We start from the raw sequence: 14,554 nt of genomic DNA, 5'->3' as shown, positions 1-14,554 counted from the left end.
GGCCCTGCCCGTGGTGCGTCGGCTACGCCGTGCCCACCACCAGGTCGCGGGTCTCGGCGAAGTGGCAGGCCGAGGGGTGCCCCTGACCCCGGTCGACGAGCGGCGGCGCCTTCTCGGCACAGACGTCCTGGGCCTTCCAGCAGCGCGTGCGGAACCGGCAGCCGGACGGCGGGTTCGCCGGGCTGGGCAGGTCGCCGCTGAGCATGATCCGCTCCCGGGACCCGCGCAGGGCCGGCTCGTGGACCGGCACGGCCGACAGCAGCGCCTGCGTGTACGGGTGCGCGGCCTGCTCGTAGATCGCGTCCCGGTCCCCGGTCTCCACGACGCTGCCGAGGTACATCACCGCCACCCGGCTGCTGAGGTGGCGCACCACGGAGAGGTCGTGGGCGATGAACAGGAAGGACAGCCCGAACTCGTCCTGCAGGTCCTGCAGCAGGTTGATCACCTGGGCCTGCACGGACACGTCGAGGGCGGAGACGGGCTCGTCGCAGATGATGACCTCGGGGCGCAGGGCCAGTGCCCGGGCGATCCCGATGCGCTGGCGCTGCCCACCGGAGAACTGGTGGGGATACCGGTTGGCGTAGTCGGCCCGCAGGCCCACCCGCTCCAGCAGCTCCCGGACCTGGGCGCCCCGGTCCTTCCGGGCCACGGAGTTGGGGTGCACCTCCCAGGCCTCGGCCACGATGTCGCCCACCGTCATGCGCGGGTTCAGCGAGGAGTACGGGTCCTGGAAGATGATCTGGACGTTGCGGCGGTAGTCCCGCAGCTCGCGGGCGGACATCGCGGTGATGTCCTGGCCCTTGTACAGGATCTGCCCGGCCGTCGGCCGCTCCAGGCCCATGACCAGCTTGGCCACCGTCGACTTCCCGGAGCCGGACTCGCCGACCAGCCCGAGGGTCTCCCCCGGGTGCAGCGTCATGCTCACGCCGTCGACGGCGCGCACCTGCCCCACGGTCTTGCGGAACACGATCCCCTGGGTGAGCGGGAAGTGCTTGGTGAGGTCGCGCAGCTCCAGCAGCGGGACGTCCGTCGTCGTGGGCTGTGACTCACTCATGCTCGAGCTCCTCGCTGTAGTGGCACGCGGCCGTGCGGCCGGGGACGACCTCGCGCAGGACCGGGACGTCCGCCGCGCAGTCCTTGCCCGGCGCCGCCGCCCGCCCGAACCGGGCCAGGGGGCACCGCGGGTGGAAGGCGCAGCCGCTGGGCACGGCGGAGAGGTCGGGCGGGGTCCCGGTCACCGGGTGCAGCCGGTCGCCGTGGGACTCGAGGCTGGGCATGGACGCCATCAGCCCCTTGGTGTAGGGGTGCAGCGGCTCGGCCAAGACCTCGTCCACCGTGCCGTTCTCCACGATGCTCCCGGCGTACATCACGGCCACCCGGTCGGCGACCTCGTTGACCACGCCGAGGTCGTGGGTGATCAGGATCATCCCCATCCCGGTCTCGCGCTGCAGCTCGCTGAGCAGGTCCATGATCTGGGCCTGCACGGTCACGTCGAGCGCCGTGGTCGGCTCGTCCGCGATCAGGATGTCCGGGTCCAGGGCGATCGCCATGGCGATCATGACCCGCTGGCGCATGCCCCCGGAGAACTGGTGCGGATAGGCGTCCACGCGCTCGCGGGCCGCGGGGATGCCCACGCGCTCCATGAGCTCGATGGCCTTCTCGCGCGCCTCGCCGCGGGACGCCTTGCGGTGCGCGCGGAACAGCTCGCCGATCTGGTGCCCCACCGTGAAGACGGGATTGAGGGCGGACAGCGCGTCCTGGAAGACCATGGCGATCCCCGGGCCGCGCACCGCACGCTGCTCCCTGCGGCTCATCGCCAGGAGGTCGTCGCCGCGGAAGCGGATCTCCCCGCTGGTGATCCGGGCGGGCGGGATGTCGAGGATGCCCATCACGGCCTGGGCGCTGACGCTCTTGCCCGAGCCGGACTCGCCCACGACGGCGAGGGTCTCCCCGGCGCGGACGGAGTAGCTGATGCCGTTGACGGCGTTGACGGTGCGGCGGCGGGAGCGGAACTCCACCGCGAGGTCGTCGACCTTGAGGACGGGCGGCTCCGCGGACGCGGAGACCGCCGGGGACGGGGCGGATGCGGGGTGGGAGGGTGTCATCGGCGCAGTTTCGGGTCGAGGGCGTCGCGCAGCGCATCCCCCATGAGGATGAACGCGAGCACGGTCAGGGACAGGAAGAGCGACGGGAACAGGATCAGGTGCGGGGCGTCCCGGAGCCTGTTCTGCGCCGCGTTGATCTGCAGGCCCCAGGAGATCTCGGGCAGCTGCAGACCGACGCCCAGGAAGGTCAGCGTCGCCTCGGAGGCGATGATCGTTCCCACGGCGATCGTGGAGTACACGAGCACGGGCGCCATCGCGTTGGGCAGGATGTGCTTGGTGATGATCCGCCCGGTGCCCGCGCCCAGCGCCCGCGCCGCCTGGACGTAGTCGGCCTCCTTGACGCCGATCACGTTGGAGCGGACGAGGCGCATCGCCGTCATCCAGCCGAACGCGATGAGGGCGAGCGAGACCTCCAGGATCCCGCGCTCGGGCAGCACGGACAGCAGGATGATGGCGCCCAGGATGAGCGGCAGTCCGTAGAAGATGTCCGTGACCCGGGCCAGCACCGAGTCGATCCAGCCGCCGTAGTAGCCGGCCAGCGCTCCCACCACCACGCCGATCACCAGGGTGCCGAACACGGCCAGGAAGCCGATGGACAGGGAGACCCGGGCACCGTGGACCACGTTGGCGTAGTAGTCGCAGCCCTGCACGTCGTAGCCGAACGGCGCGCCCGCCTGCGGCGCGCCCCCGGAGCGGGAGAGGCTGCACTCCCGCGGGTCCACGGAGGTGAAGAGCTGCGGGGCCACCGCCATCAGCGCGAAGGCGAGGAACAGCAGCGCCCCCACGATGAAGAACGGGTTGCGGCGCAGCTGCCGCCAGGCGTCCCGCCACAGGCCGGCCTGCTCGATGTCGCCGCCGGCGGCCGCGGAGGCGAGCTCCTCGGCGCGGTCGTCGACACGGTCCGAGAAGGACTCCCGGTGCGTGCCCTCCTCGTGCGTGGGCTCCTCGAGTGTTTCCGTGCGGGGCTCATTCATAGCGGATCCTCGGGTCGAGGGCGGCGTAGAGGACGTCGACCACCAGGTTGAAGAAGATGTAGAAGAACACGAACAGGGTCACGATCCCGACGACGACGGCGCCCTCCTGCCGCAGCACCGCGTCGTAGACCGCCCGGCCCAGACCGGGGATGTTGAACACCGACTCGGTGACGATGGCCCCGCCCAGCAGCGCGCCGAGGTCGGCGCCGATGAAGGTGACCACCGGGATGAGACTGTTGCGCAGCGCGTGCTTGCCGACCACGGTGGTCTCGCTCAGGCCCTTGGCCCGGGCGGTGCGCACGTAGTCGCTCTGCAGGTTCTCCGCGAGACTCGTGCGGGTCAGCCGCGCCACGTAGGCCAGGGACAGGGCCGCGAGCACCAGCCCGGGGAGGATGTAGCTGAACCAGCCGTCCGTGAGGCCGGCGATCGGGAACCAGCCGAGCCGCACGCCGAAGACGTACTGGGCCAGGAAGCCGAGGACGAACACCGGGATGGACACGACGACCGTGGTCGAGACGAGCACCAGGTTGTCGAAGAACGAGCCGCGGCGCAGGCCCGCCAGGACGCCGGCGAGGATGCCGATGAGGATCTCGAAGCCGACGGCCACGAGGGCCAGCCGGATCGTCACGGGCAGCCGGTCGAGGATGGTGGTCAGGACGGGCCGGCCCGAGAAGTCGGTGCCGAAGTCCCCCTGCACCAGGCCGGCCAGGTATTTCACGTATTGGATCAGCAGCGGGTCGTCGAGGTTGTACTCGGCGCGCAGCTGCGCCTGCACCGCTGCCGAGAGCGGGCGGTCCCCGCCCAGCGCTCGGATGGGATCGCCCGGCAGCGCGTAGACCATGGCGAAGATGAGCAGGGATGCGCCCAGCAGCACCGGGATGGTCAGCAGCAGACGACGGAGGACGTACCGCCCCATGGGTCTCCTTGGTTGTGTGCGGAGGGGTGCGCGAATGGTGTCGCGCAGGTGGTGCGCGAGGGTGTCGCGCGAACGGAACGGGCTCGGGACGCCCCGGAGGGGGCGCCCCGAGCCCGGGACGGATCACTCGGAGCCGACGACCACGTCCTCGACCTCGACGCGCTGGAAGGCGTTCACGGAGACGTCGCTGACGTTCTCCGAGTGCGCGTACTGGGTGACGCGGTAGAACAGCGGGGTCGCGGGCATGTCCGCGATCAGCATGTCCTCGGCCTTCTGGTACTCCTGGACCGCCTCGTCGATCGAGGCGGCGCTGTTGCCGGCGCGCACCTGGGCGTCGAACTCCTCGTTGCTGTAGAAGGTGGAGTTCGACCCGGCCGGCGGCAGCGCGGCGGTGGTGTACAGCGGCCCGAGGAAGTTCTCCATGACCGGGTAGTCCATCACCCAGCCGGAGCGGAACGGGCCGGTCATGCCCTTCTCGTCCTGCAGCGGCAGGTACTCGGCGAACTGGAGGTCGCCGCGCAGCTGGTACTCGACGTCCAGGTTCTCGCGGAGCTGGTTGCCGATCGCCTGCATCCACTCCTCGTGGCCGGCGCCGGCGTTGAACCACAGGTCCACGGGCTCGGAGCGGTCGAAGCCGGCCTCGTCGAGGATCCGGTTGGCCTCCTCCACGTTCAGCTCGCACGCCTCGCAGGCGTCCTCGCGGTAGCCGTCCACCACCGGGGAGACGAACGAGGCGGCCGGGGTGCGGGTGCCCTGGAAGATGGACTCGGTGATGGCCTCCCGGTCGATCGCCATCGAGAAGGCCTTGCGGACCTCCGGGTCGGCGAAGCGCTCGTCGTAGGTCGGGAAGCCCAGCGAGGTGATGTCGCCCTGGGGCTGGGTCTTGAGCCGCTCACCGAACTGGTCCTCCGCGGAGGCGATGGCGTCCGGTGGCAGCTCGTCCATGACGTCGAGGGAGCCGGCCTGCAGGTCGTTGTAGGCGGTGTTGATCTCGGTGTACACGCGGAACTCCACGCCCTCGGCCTTGGCCGGCTCCTCGCCGCCGAACTCGTCGAAGCGGGTCAGGGTGATGCCCACGCCGTCCTGGAAGGCCTCGTCCGCCTTGAACGGGCCGTTGCCGATCGGCTGCTCGCCGAAGCCCTCGGGGTTGTCGAAGAAGGCCTGGGGCATCGGGAAGAACGCGGTGTAGCCGACCGTGGTGGGCCACTGGGCGTAGGGGTCGGTGAGGGTGACCTCGAAGGTCTGGTCGTCGATCACGCGCAGGCCGGACATCTCGGTGGCGGCGGGCTTCTTGCCCTCCTCCGCCTGCAGGTCCTCGTAGCCCTCGACGTTGGCGAAGAAGTAGGAGTTGCCCTGGGCGTTCTCGCTGTTGGCCACGTAGTTCCAGGTGTCCACGTAGCTCTGCGCGGTGACCGGGGTGCCGTCGTGGAAGGTCCAGCCGTCCTTGAGGTTGACGGTCCAGGTCTTCTGGTCCTCGGACTCGATGGACTCGGCAACCCCGGTGTAGGCGGCCTCGTTGGTCTCCCGGTCGTACTCCACGAGCCCGGTCCAGAGCGCGTCGACGATCTGGCCGCCCTCGGTCTCGTTGGTGTTGCCCGGGACCAGCGGGTTCTCGGGCTCCCCGATGTACACGCTGAAGGTGCCGCCGCCCTCTTCGGCGGCGGCGTCTCCCGACCCGCCGTCTCCCCCACCGCACGCGGTGAGCAGCAACGATCCGGTCAGCACCACTGATGCGCCCGCGATCCGCTTCGTTCTCATCGTTTCCTCCATGGGTCGATACGGGCCCGCCGGGAGTGCTGGGTTCGCACTCCGGGGAGACGGGGCCGCGCCGGGGCGAGCACTGGGCTCGCTCGTCGGGGAGCGCAGGGCTCCCGGGCCCGACGTGACGGAGATCACCATCCGTCGTGCCCATGAAGAAATCTATGGCGTCCTGCCCTCCGATCAGCGCTGACACGCCCGAAGAAACAGGAACTCGCGGTATCGGTTACTCACCTGTAACAAAAGGCCGGCCACCCGCCACCGGCCGTCGGTGGAGGCGGCCGGCGAGGACTGTAGGTGAAGGCGGTCGGTGACGTCAGCCGGTGACGTCAGCCGGCGGTCGGCAGGGCGGCCGGCTGGGCGACGGTCGGCGCCGCCGGGTCCGCGGCGTCCAGCACGGCGGCCAGCTCGTGCGCCCCCAGCGCCGACGCCTCGGCGAGGACCGCGACCGGGACCCCGGCCCGGGACGCCGCGCGGATCTGGGCGTGCAGCACGCTCGTCGCCTGGTCCAGGGCCCACCGTGCCGTCTCCAGGGTGCCGTCGACCGGCGCGACGTCGAACCCGACACCGATCTCGTCGTCGGAGCCCGCAGCCTCGTCCAGCGCCCGGTCGAGCGCCCACTCGGCGGTCTCCACCTCGCCGGCGGCCGTGAAGACGCTCTGCACGAGCTCTTCGTGGCAACAGGGGGGCTGGCCGGCGGCGGCCGGGGCCTCCGGGGACAGCGGGAGGAGGGGGGTGGGGTCGAGGTCCGTCGACCGGGCCGCCGACTGCGGGGACACTGACTTGCTCATCATCGAACCTTCCTCGAGTCCTGCTGCTGCCACCCCGACGGGGGCGCGGGCGGAGCCGGCTCCCCCCGGCGCAAGGTCCATGCAATCCGAAAGATACTAGAAAGTCTAGCTATCAGCACGATGGTTGTTACGATCGGGGAGCGGGCACCGGGCGACCACCGCCCGGGGGTCCGGGAACCGTCCCGGCCGTGCGACCGGGAGGCCGACTCCATTCCACCATCCGTGCGCCCCGCTCTTCCAGGAGGTGCGGTGAACAATATGCCAACACCCACCACGTCATCGGGATACTGGTACGGCGACGACGACGCCTCGCGCGCGGCCGTGGAGGTGCTGGAGGCCCTGCGTGCGTACCGCGCCGCCGAGAACGGGATGCGCCGGCGGGCCCGCAGCGAGATGGGCATGGGCGAGACCGATCTGCTCGCCCTCCGCCACCTCCTGGAGGCCGCCCGCGCCGGCCGGACGGTGAGCCCCCGGGACCTGGCGGCCCGGCTGGGCATCTCCTCGGCCTCGACCACCACGCTGCTGGACCGGCTGACGAAGAGCGGGCACGTCCGCCGCGAACCGCACCCCACCGACCGGCGGGCCCTGATCGTCACGGCCACCGAAGGGGCCGACCGCGAGGTGCGCGCCACCCTCACCGCCGTGCACGAGCGCATGATCGCCGCCGCCCGGACCCTCACCCCCGAGCAGGCCGAGGTCGTGGTGAGCTTCCTGCATCGCATGCGGGACGCCGTGGACGGCGGCGGACCGTCCGGCGGCTGACCGTCCCGACCCGGAAAAGTCCAGTGTGACCTGGGACAACACCATCTCCTCTGAGGTGGACAGGGCGTGTTGCGGCTCCTAGGGTACGAAGGGGCCCGAGGGGGATTCGGGACCACCGGCGGACCGGACCTCCCCGTCCGGCGCGCCGATCGCCGGGCCGGTCCCGCACCCCCGGAGCCGGCCGGAGAACCGCGCACGACCCACCGGATCCCCGCAGTCGGTCCCCGCCCCTGCGCCGTCGGCCCCCCGCCGACCACGGCCCCACCCCCGACCCGTCGGCCCCCCGCCGACCACAGCCCCACCCCCGACCCGTCGGCCCCCCGCTGACCACGGCCACCGCCCCCGCGCTCCCGCCCCCCGGAGATCTCCATGACCACACCGTCCGAAGCTCCCCCCACCCTCACGACAGGCGCCGGCACGACAGGCGCCACCGCGACAGCTGCCGGCACGGCCGGCGTCGACCGCGCGCCCCGCGGGCCGGGGCGCCGGCCCCGCCTCGTCGCCGTGGACGCGGCTCGCGGCCTGGCCCTGATCGGCATGATCGCCGTCCACATCCTGCCCGCCCACGACCCCGAGACCTTCGCGCCCACGGTGCAGTGGACCCTGTTCGGCGGCCGCGCCGCGGCGCTGTTCGCCCTGCTCGCCGGGCTCAGCCTGGCCTTCTCCTCCGGCGGGCGGACACCGCACCGCGGACGGGAGCTGACCGCCACGCGCGCCGGGCTCGTGGTCCGCGCCCTGCTGATCGCCGCCGTCGGGCTCGGCATCAACGAGCTGATGCCCACCCCGGCCCCGGCCCTGGGCATCCTCGTCTACTACGGGGCGTTCTTCCTGCTGGCCGTGCCCCTGCTGGGCCTGCGGCGCCGGACCCTGGCCGCCGGCGCGGCCGTCCTCGCGGTCGCCGGCCCCCTGCTCGTGCACACCCTGGGACCGGCCCTGCCCCAGCCCGCGGCGGTCAACCCGACCCTGGGCAGCCTGGCGGCGGAGCCCGGGGCGTTCCTGGCCCAGGTGCTGCTGACGGGCACCTACCCCGCCGTGCCGTACCTGAGCTACCTCTGCGCCGGGCTGCTCCTGGGCCGCCTGGACCTGCACGCCGTCCAGGTGCAGGTCCGGATCGTGCTGGTCGGCGCGCTCCTGGCCCTCGGCGCGTGGTTCGCCTACTGGCTTCTGGTCCTCCAGTCCGGCGGCTACGACCAGCTGATGCGGCACACCCCCTGGCTGAGCGAGGACCAGATCGACGAGATCCTGGTCTGGGGCCCGAGCCCGGACCTGCCGACCTCCACCTGGTGGTGGCTGCTGACGGCCGGCCCGCACAGCAACACCCCGGTGACGCTGCTCATGGACCTGGGCACCGGCCTGGCCGTGCTGGGAGCGTTCCTCCTGCTCGCCCGGGCGAACCCGCTGTGGACCACCCTGGGCGCCATGGGCGGGCGCACCCTGACCCTGTACTCGGCCCACCTGCTCGCCCTGGCCACGACGCTCCACTACGACCACCCGTGGCCCTGGTTCGCCGTGCACGTGGCCGTGGCCGCCGGCTTCGCCGTGCTGTGGCAGAAGTGGTTCGGCCAGGGCCCGCTCGAGCGGGTGGTCGGGGCCGCGGTCGGCGGCACCCGCCGCCTGGTCCTGGGCGGACGTGCCCGTCCGGTCGCGACGCCGGAGGCCCGGACCCCGCGCTGAGCACCCGGGCGCCGGGCCCGGACGGAGCGGGGCGGTGCCGGCCCGATCGGCGTGGCCCGTGCCACAGCGGCGCCCGGCGGGCTATGCTCCTCCCATGGCACGGTTCAGTCCTCTGGAATGGCCGGTCGTCCGGCAGCTTCGTTCGGGCGACCTGCTCGGTCGCGGCCCGGCCGTGACTTCCGAGCGCACCCGGGAGCAGGCCCCGCGCACCAGCACAGCGGACCGCGTGGTGCAGAGCGTGTGCCCGTACTGCGCGGTGGGCTGCGGGCAGCGGGTGTACGTCAAGGACGAGAAGGTCGTCCAGATCGAGGGCGACCCGGACTCGCCGATCTCCCGCGGCCGCCTCTGCCCCAAGGGCTCGGCCAGCGAGCAGCTCGTCAACGCGCCGGGCCGGCAGACGCGGGTGCTCTACCGCGCCCCCCGGGCCACCGAGTGGCAGCACCTGGACCTGGACACCGCCGTCGACATGATCACCGACCGCGTCCTCGAGGCCCGCCGCAACGGGTGGCAGGACGCCGACGAGCAGGGCCGGCCGCTGCGCCGCACGATGGGCCTCGCCGCCCTGGGCGGCGCGACGCTGGACAACGAAGAGAACTACCTGATCAAGAAGCTCTTCACCGCCGCGGGAGCGATCCAGATCGAGAACCAGGCCCGTATTTGACACTCCGCCACGGTTCCCGGTCTGGGAGCCTCGTTCGGTCGCGGTGGCGCGACGCAGTCCCTGCAGGACATGGCCAACGCCGACTGCATCGTCATCCAGGGCTCCAACATGGCCGAGTGCCACCCTGTGGGCTACCAGTGGGTGACGGAGGCCAAGGCCCGCGGGGCCCGCGTGATCCACGTCGATCCTCGCTTCACCCGCACCTCGGCGGTCGCTGACAAGCACGTCCCGATCCGGGCCGGTTCGGACATCGTCCTGCTCGGCGCGCTGATCAACCACGTGCTCACCCACGACCTGTGGTTCGAGGAGTACGTCCGCGCCTACACCAACGCGGCCACGATCGTGAACGAGGACTTCCGCGACGCCGAGGACCTCGACGGGCTGTTCTCCGGCTTCGCCCCGGAGACCGGCCAGTACGACATGTCCACCTGGGCCTACGCCGAGGACGAGGAAGGCCCCAGCAGGAACCACGACGGCAAGGTGGACGCGCCCGAGGGCGACACTCAGGACGGTGTCGAGGCCGGCGTCGAGGCCGTGGAGGAGGCGGCTGGCCAGCAGCTCGGCAGCGGCGGCGCCCCGATGGAGCACGCCCGCATGCAGCACGACGACACCCTGCAGGACCCCCGGACGGTGTTCCAGATCCTCAAGCGGCACTTCGCGCGCTACACCCCCGAGATGGTGCAGGAGGTGTGCGGCATCACCCCTGAGGACTTCGCGTACCTGGCCCGCTCCGTCACCGAGAACTCCGGGCGCGAGCGGACCACCTGCTTCGCCTACGCCGTGGGCTGGACCCAGCACAGCCTGGGCGCGCAGTTCATCCGCACCGCCTCGATCCTGCAGCTGCTGCTGGGCAACATGGGCCGTCCCGGCGGAGGGATCATGGCCCTGCGCGGGCACGCCAGCATCCAGGGCTCGACCGACATCCCGACGCTGTTCAACCTGCTGCCCGGCTACCTGCCGATGCCGGTGGCCGGCACCCACGACACGCTCGACGACTACCTGGCCGCGATCGCCTCGAAGAAGCAGAAGGGCTACTGGGCCGAGGCCGACGCCTACACGACCAGCCTGCTCAAGGCCTGGTGGGGGGACGCCGCCACCGCGGACAACGACTGGGCCTACGACTACCTGCCGCGCCTCACCGGCGCCCACGGCACCTTCCAGACGCTGACGAAGATGCTCGAGGACGAGGTGGACGGCTACTTCGTCCTGGGCCAGAACCCCGCCGTGGGGTCCTCCAACGGCCGGATGCAGCGGATGGCCATGTCCCACCTCAAGTGGCTGGTGGTGCGGGACCTCAACCTCATCGAGTCGGCGACCTGGTGGAAGGACGGCCCGGAGATCGCCTCGGGCGAGCTGCGCACCGAGGACATCGAGACCGAGGTGTTCTTCCTGCCCGCGGCCACGCACGTGGAGAAGTCGGGCACGTTCACCCAGACCCAGCGGCTGCTGCAGTGGCGCCACCAGGCCGTGGCACCGCCGGGCGAGTGCCAGAGCGAGCTGCAGTTCTTCTTCGAGCTGGGCCGGCGGATCCGGGAGCGGCTGGCCGGGTCCGAGGACGAGCGCGACCGCCCGCTGCTGGATCTCACCTGGGACTACCCCGTCGACGAGCACGGCGAGCCGGACCCCGAGGCGGTGCTGGCCGAGATCAACGGCCGTCACCTCACCGGCCCGGACGCCGGGAGACCGCTGTCGTCGTACACCGAGATGCGCGCGGACGGCTCGACCTCCGGCGGCTGCTGGATCTACACCGGGGTCTACGCCGACGGCGTCAACCGCGCCGCCCTGCGCCGGCCCGGCCAGGAGCAGGACGCCGCCGCGCTGGAGTGGGGGTGGGCGTGGCCGGCCAACCGCCGCCTGCTCTACAACCGCGCCTCGGCCGACCCGGAGGGCCGGCCCTGGAGCGAGCGCAAGAAGCTCGTGTGGTGGGACGAGGAGCAGGACCGGTGGGTGGGGGACGACGTGCCCGACTTCCCGCTGCACCTCGCCCCCGGCACCCGCCCCGACCCCGACGCCGGGGGCGCGGCCGCACTCGCCGGCGACGACCCGTTCATCATGCAGGCCGACGGCAAGGGCTGGCTCTACGCGCCCAAGGGCGTGCTGGACGGGCCGCTGCCCACGCACTACGAGCCGCAGGAGTCGCCGATCGACAACGCCCTGTACACCCAGCAGCGCAACCCGTCCCGGGTGCTGTTCGCCCGCCCGGACAACCTCAGCGCCCCGAGCGCCGGGGAGCCGGGGGCGGACGTGTACCCCTACGTGTTCACCACCTACCGGCTCACCGAGCACCACACCGCCGGCGGCATGAGCCGGTGGCTGCCGTACCTCTCGGAGCTGCAGCCGGAGATGTTCTGCGAGGTCTCCCCCGAGCTCGCCGCCGAGTGCGGGCTGGAGCCCTACGGCTGGGCCACGATCGTCTCGCCGCGGGCGGCGATCGAGGCTCGGGTGCTCGTCACCGACCGGATGACCCCGCTGGTGGTGCGCGGGCAGACCGTGCACCAGATCGGGCTGCCCTACCACTGGGGTGTGGGCGACGACGCGGTGGTCAGCGGCGACTCGGCCAACGACCTGCTGGGCCTCACGCTCGAGCCCAACGTGCAGATCCAGGACTCCAAGGTCGGCTCCTGCCACATCCGGCCGGGCCGCCGCCCGCAGGGCGCCGCGCTGCTCGAGCTCGTCGCGGACTACCAGGTGCGGGCGGGCGCCACCGTGGCGACCGGCAACACCCGGGTGGATCCGCCCGACACCGCCGGGGCCGCCCTGGAGAGCACTGACCCGAGCACCGATCCGAGCACCGAACCCCAGAGGGAGAACTGATGGGCCAGCTGGCCGGACCGACCGACCCCACCGCCGACGCGCACTGGGAGCACCAGCACCCGCGGAAGGGCTTCTTCACCGACACCTCGATCTGCATCGGCTGCAAGGCCTGCGAGGTGGCCTGCAAGGAGTGGAACCAGAACCCCCAGGACGGGGACCTGCGGCTGCTGGAGTCCTCCTACGACAACACCGGCTCCCTGGGCGCGAGCACCTGGCGGCACGTGGCGTTCGTCGAGCAGGACAGCGAGCGCATCGAGGAGGCCCGGGAGTCCGGGCGCAAGCTCGTGAGCCTCGGCATGCCCCAGGTGGGGCCTCCCGAGACGCGCCCGCGGACGGCGTCGGAGGACACCACCCCGCCGGACACCGAGGAGTTCCGCTGGCTGATGTCCTCCGACGTCTGCAAGCACTGCACGCACGCCGGGTGCCTCGACGTGTGCCCCACGGGAGCGCTGTTCCGCACCGAGCACGGCACCGTGGTGGTGCAGGACGACGTGTGCAACGGGTGCGGCACCTGCGTGGCCGGCTGCCCGTTCGGCGTGATCGAGCGGCGCACCGACGGCACGGCCGCGCCGCGCACGAAGCGGGGCGAGCAGCCCGGGACCCGGCCCGAGGTGCCGAAGGTGGGCATCGCCCAGAAGTGCACCCTGTGCTACGACCGCATGGTGGACGACCAGACGCCCGCCTGCGCGCAGACCTGCCCCACCACCTCCATCAAGTACGGCGAGCACGACGACATGGTGGACCAGGCGCGGGAGCGGGTCGCGGAGCTGCACGCCCAGGGGCGCACCGAGGCGAGGCTGTACGGCGCCAACGAGCTGGACGGCGTGGGCGGCACCGGGTCGGTGTTCCTGCTGCTCGACGAGCCGGAGGTGTACGGGCTGCCGCCGGACCCGCGGGTGCCGACCGCCGACCTGCCCCAGATGTACCGGCGGGCCGGCCTGGCCGCGGCGGGCATGCTCGCCGCCGCCGCCCTGGCCTTCGCGGGAGGCCGTTCGTGAGCCTCTCCGAGTTCGACGGCTACCGTCCCCCCGAGCAGCCGCGCCGCCGTCGGCGCGGCGGCCCGCGCCGCCGGGGCCCCGGCCAGGGCGGCGGGGGCGACGGCTCGCGCGAGATGCCGATGGTCCCGGAGGCGGAGTTCACGTCCTACTACGGGCGGCCGGTGGTCAAGCCGGCGCCGTGGGGCCACGAGGTCGCCGCGTACCTGTTCCTCGGCGGCGTGGCCGGCGGCTCGGCGCTGCTCGCCCTGGGCGGTCAGCTCACCGGCCGGGACGAGCTGCGCCGCAACGCCCGGCTGGGCTCGGTGGCCGCCCTCGGCGCCGGTGCGGTGGCACTGGTCGCCGACCTCGGCCGGCCGGAGCGCTTCTTCAACATGCTGCGCACGTTCAAGGTGACGTCCCCCATGAGCGTGGGCTCCTGGATCCTCAGCGCGTTCGGCGCCGGCATGGGCACCGCGGCCGTGGCCGAGGTCGACCGGATGACCGGTGCCTGTCTGCCCCTGGGGCCGCTGCGCCCGGTGCTGCGCGCGGTCGAGGGACCGGCCGGGGTCGAGGCCGCCGTGTTCGCCGGGCCGCTGGCCGCCTACACCGCGGTCCTGCTCTCCGACACGGCGACCCCCACCTGGAACGACGCCCGCGAGCACCTGGCGTTCGTCTTCGTGAGCTCGGCGAGCCTCGCCTCCGGCGGTCTGGCGATGGTCACGACGTCGGTCGGTCAGGCCGGCCCCGCCCGCCGGATCGCCGTGCTGGGCGTGGCCGGGGAGCTGGTCGCCACGAAGCTGATGGAGCGGCGGATGCACCCCGTGGCGGCCGAGCCGCTGCACCACGGACCGGCCGGGACGATGCTGGTGTGGAGCGAGCGGCTGGCGGTCGCCGGCGGTCTCGGCACGCTGCTGGGCGGACGGCACCGGGCGGTCGCCGCGGTGTCGGGGCTGGCGCTGCTGGCCTCCTCCGCGCTGACGCGGTTCGGCGTGCTGGAGGCCGGGATCCACTCGGCCCAGGACCCCCGGTACACGATCGAGCCGCAGAAGGCGCGCCTGGCCGCCCGGCGGGCCGCCGGCGTCGTCGACGACTCGATCACCACGGCCGGCTGAGCGCCGTCCC

The 14,554-nt window shown here is 72.5% G+C and carries 11 protein-coding genes; 5 read left to right on the top strand and 6 right to left on the bottom strand.

Going from position 1 to position 14,554, the window contains the following annotated elements:
* Nucleotides 1-22 precede the first annotated feature (22 nt).
* The 6 genes from PU704_RS16025 to PU704_RS16000 form a co-directional block, all read right to left on the bottom strand.
* Nucleotides 23-1,054, bottom strand: coding sequence for an ABC transporter ATP-binding protein (locus PU704_RS16025; RefSeq protein ID WP_075871648.1), 1,032 nt, complete (start codon nt 1,052-1,054; stop codon nt 23-25).
* Nucleotides 1,047-2,105, bottom strand: coding sequence for an ABC transporter ATP-binding protein (locus tag PU704_RS16020; RefSeq protein WP_277551999.1), 1,059 nt, complete (start codon nt 2,103-2,105; stop codon nt 1,047-1,049). Before PU704_RS16020 ends, PU704_RS16025 begins: the two co-directional genes overlap by 8 nt.
* Nucleotides 2,102-3,079, bottom strand: a complete 978-nt coding sequence (locus PU704_RS16015; RefSeq protein ID WP_082157613.1) for an ABC transporter permease — start codon at nt 3,077-3,079, stop codon at nt 2,102-2,104. Before PU704_RS16015 ends, PU704_RS16020 begins: the two co-directional genes overlap by 4 nt.
* Entirely contained in the window at nt 3,072-3,995 is a 924-nt protein-coding gene (locus PU704_RS16010) for an ABC transporter permease (RefSeq protein ID WP_047805271.1), read from the bottom strand. Before PU704_RS16010 ends, PU704_RS16015 begins: the two co-directional genes overlap by 8 nt.
* A 123-nt stretch (nt 3,996-4,118) precedes the next feature.
* The gene (locus PU704_RS16005; protein WP_075871650.1) at nt 4,119-5,753 is read right to left on the bottom strand and encodes a peptide ABC transporter substrate-binding protein; all 1,635 of its coding nucleotides are present in this window, start codon (nt 5,751-5,753) and stop codon (nt 4,119-4,121) included.
* A gap of 329 nt (nt 5,754-6,082) precedes the next feature.
* Nucleotides 6,083-6,547, bottom strand: coding sequence for a hypothetical protein (locus PU704_RS16000; protein ID WP_047805269.1), 465 nt, complete (start codon nt 6,545-6,547; stop codon nt 6,083-6,085).
* A gap of 255 nt (nt 6,548-6,802) precedes the next feature.
* Here PU704_RS16000 and PU704_RS15995 point away from each other — a divergent pair, with 255 nt between their 5' ends.
* The 5 genes from PU704_RS15995 to nrfD all read left to right on the top strand — a co-directional run bounded on the left by PU704_RS15995 (nt 6,803) and on the right by nrfD (nt 14,544).
* On the top strand, nt 6,803-7,306 hold the full coding sequence (locus PU704_RS15995; RefSeq protein ID WP_075871652.1) for a MarR family winged helix-turn-helix transcriptional regulator: 504 nt from the start codon (nt 6,803-6,805) through the stop codon (nt 7,304-7,306).
* Between the two features lie 369 nt (nt 7,307-7,675).
* Nucleotides 7,676-8,980 (top strand): heparan-alpha-glucosaminide N-acetyltransferase domain-containing protein, encoded by a 1,305-nt coding sequence (locus tag PU704_RS15990; protein ID WP_277551998.1) that lies wholly within the window; start codon nt 7,676-7,678, stop codon nt 8,978-8,980.
* Between the two features lie 94 nt (nt 8,981-9,074).
* Complete coding sequence (gene fdh / locus PU704_RS15985) at nt 9,075-12,455, top strand: formate dehydrogenase (protein WP_277551997.1); 3,381 nt, start codon at nt 9,075-9,077, stop codon at nt 12,453-12,455.
* Nucleotides 12,455-13,453 (top strand): 4Fe-4S dicluster domain-containing protein, encoded by a 999-nt coding sequence (locus tag PU704_RS15980; RefSeq protein WP_277551996.1) that lies wholly within the window; start codon nt 12,455-12,457, stop codon nt 13,451-13,453. Before fdh ends, PU704_RS15980 begins: the two co-directional genes overlap by 1 nt.
* Nucleotides 13,450-14,544, top strand: a complete 1,095-nt coding sequence (gene nrfD, locus PU704_RS15975; protein WP_277551995.1) for an NrfD/PsrC family molybdoenzyme membrane anchor subunit — start codon at nt 13,450-13,452, stop codon at nt 14,542-14,544. Before PU704_RS15980 ends, nrfD begins: the two co-directional genes overlap by 4 nt.
* Nucleotides 14,545-14,554: the final 10 nt, after the last annotated feature.

The sequence above is a fragment of the Kocuria oceani genome (genome assembly GCF_029524215.1).
Lineage (GTDB): Bacteria > Actinomycetota > Actinomycetes > Actinomycetales > Micrococcaceae > Kocuria > Kocuria oceani.
The sequence above is the reverse complement of the archived record's forward strand: the minus strand, read 5'-3'. Positions and strand labels throughout refer to the sequence as shown.

Excerpts from the sequence above, each read along its gene's own strand:
- PU704_RS16025 (WP_075871648.1), bottom strand. The coding sequence starts at position 1,054 with ATGAGTGAGTCACAGCCCACGACGACGGACGTCCCGCTGCTGGAGCTG.
- PU704_RS16020 (WP_277551999.1), bottom strand. The coding sequence starts at position 2,105 with ATGACACCCTCCCACCCCGCATCCGCCCCGTCCCCGGCGGTCTCCGCG.
- PU704_RS16015 (WP_082157613.1), bottom strand. The coding sequence starts at position 3,079 with ATGAATGAGCCCCGCACGGAAACACTCGAGGAGCCCACGCACGAGGAG.
- PU704_RS16010 (WP_047805271.1), bottom strand. The coding sequence starts at position 3,995 with ATGGGGCGGTACGTCCTCCGTCGTCTGCTGCTGACCATCCCGGTGCTG.
- PU704_RS16005 (WP_075871650.1), bottom strand. The coding sequence starts at position 5,753 with ATGAGAACGAAGCGGATCGCGGGCGCATCAGTGGTGCTGACCGGATCG.
- PU704_RS16000 (WP_047805269.1), bottom strand. The coding sequence starts at position 6,547 with ATGATGAGCAAGTCAGTGTCCCCGCAGTCGGCGGCCCGGTCGACGGAC.
- PU704_RS15995 (WP_075871652.1), top strand. The coding sequence starts at position 6,803 with ATGCCAACACCCACCACGTCATCGGGATACTGGTACGGCGACGACGAC.
- PU704_RS15990 (WP_277551998.1), top strand. The coding sequence starts at position 7,676 with ATGACCACACCGTCCGAAGCTCCCCCCACCCTCACGACAGGCGCCGGC.
- PU704_RS15980 (WP_277551996.1), top strand. The coding sequence starts at position 12,455 with ATGGGCCAGCTGGCCGGACCGACCGACCCCACCGCCGACGCGCACTGG.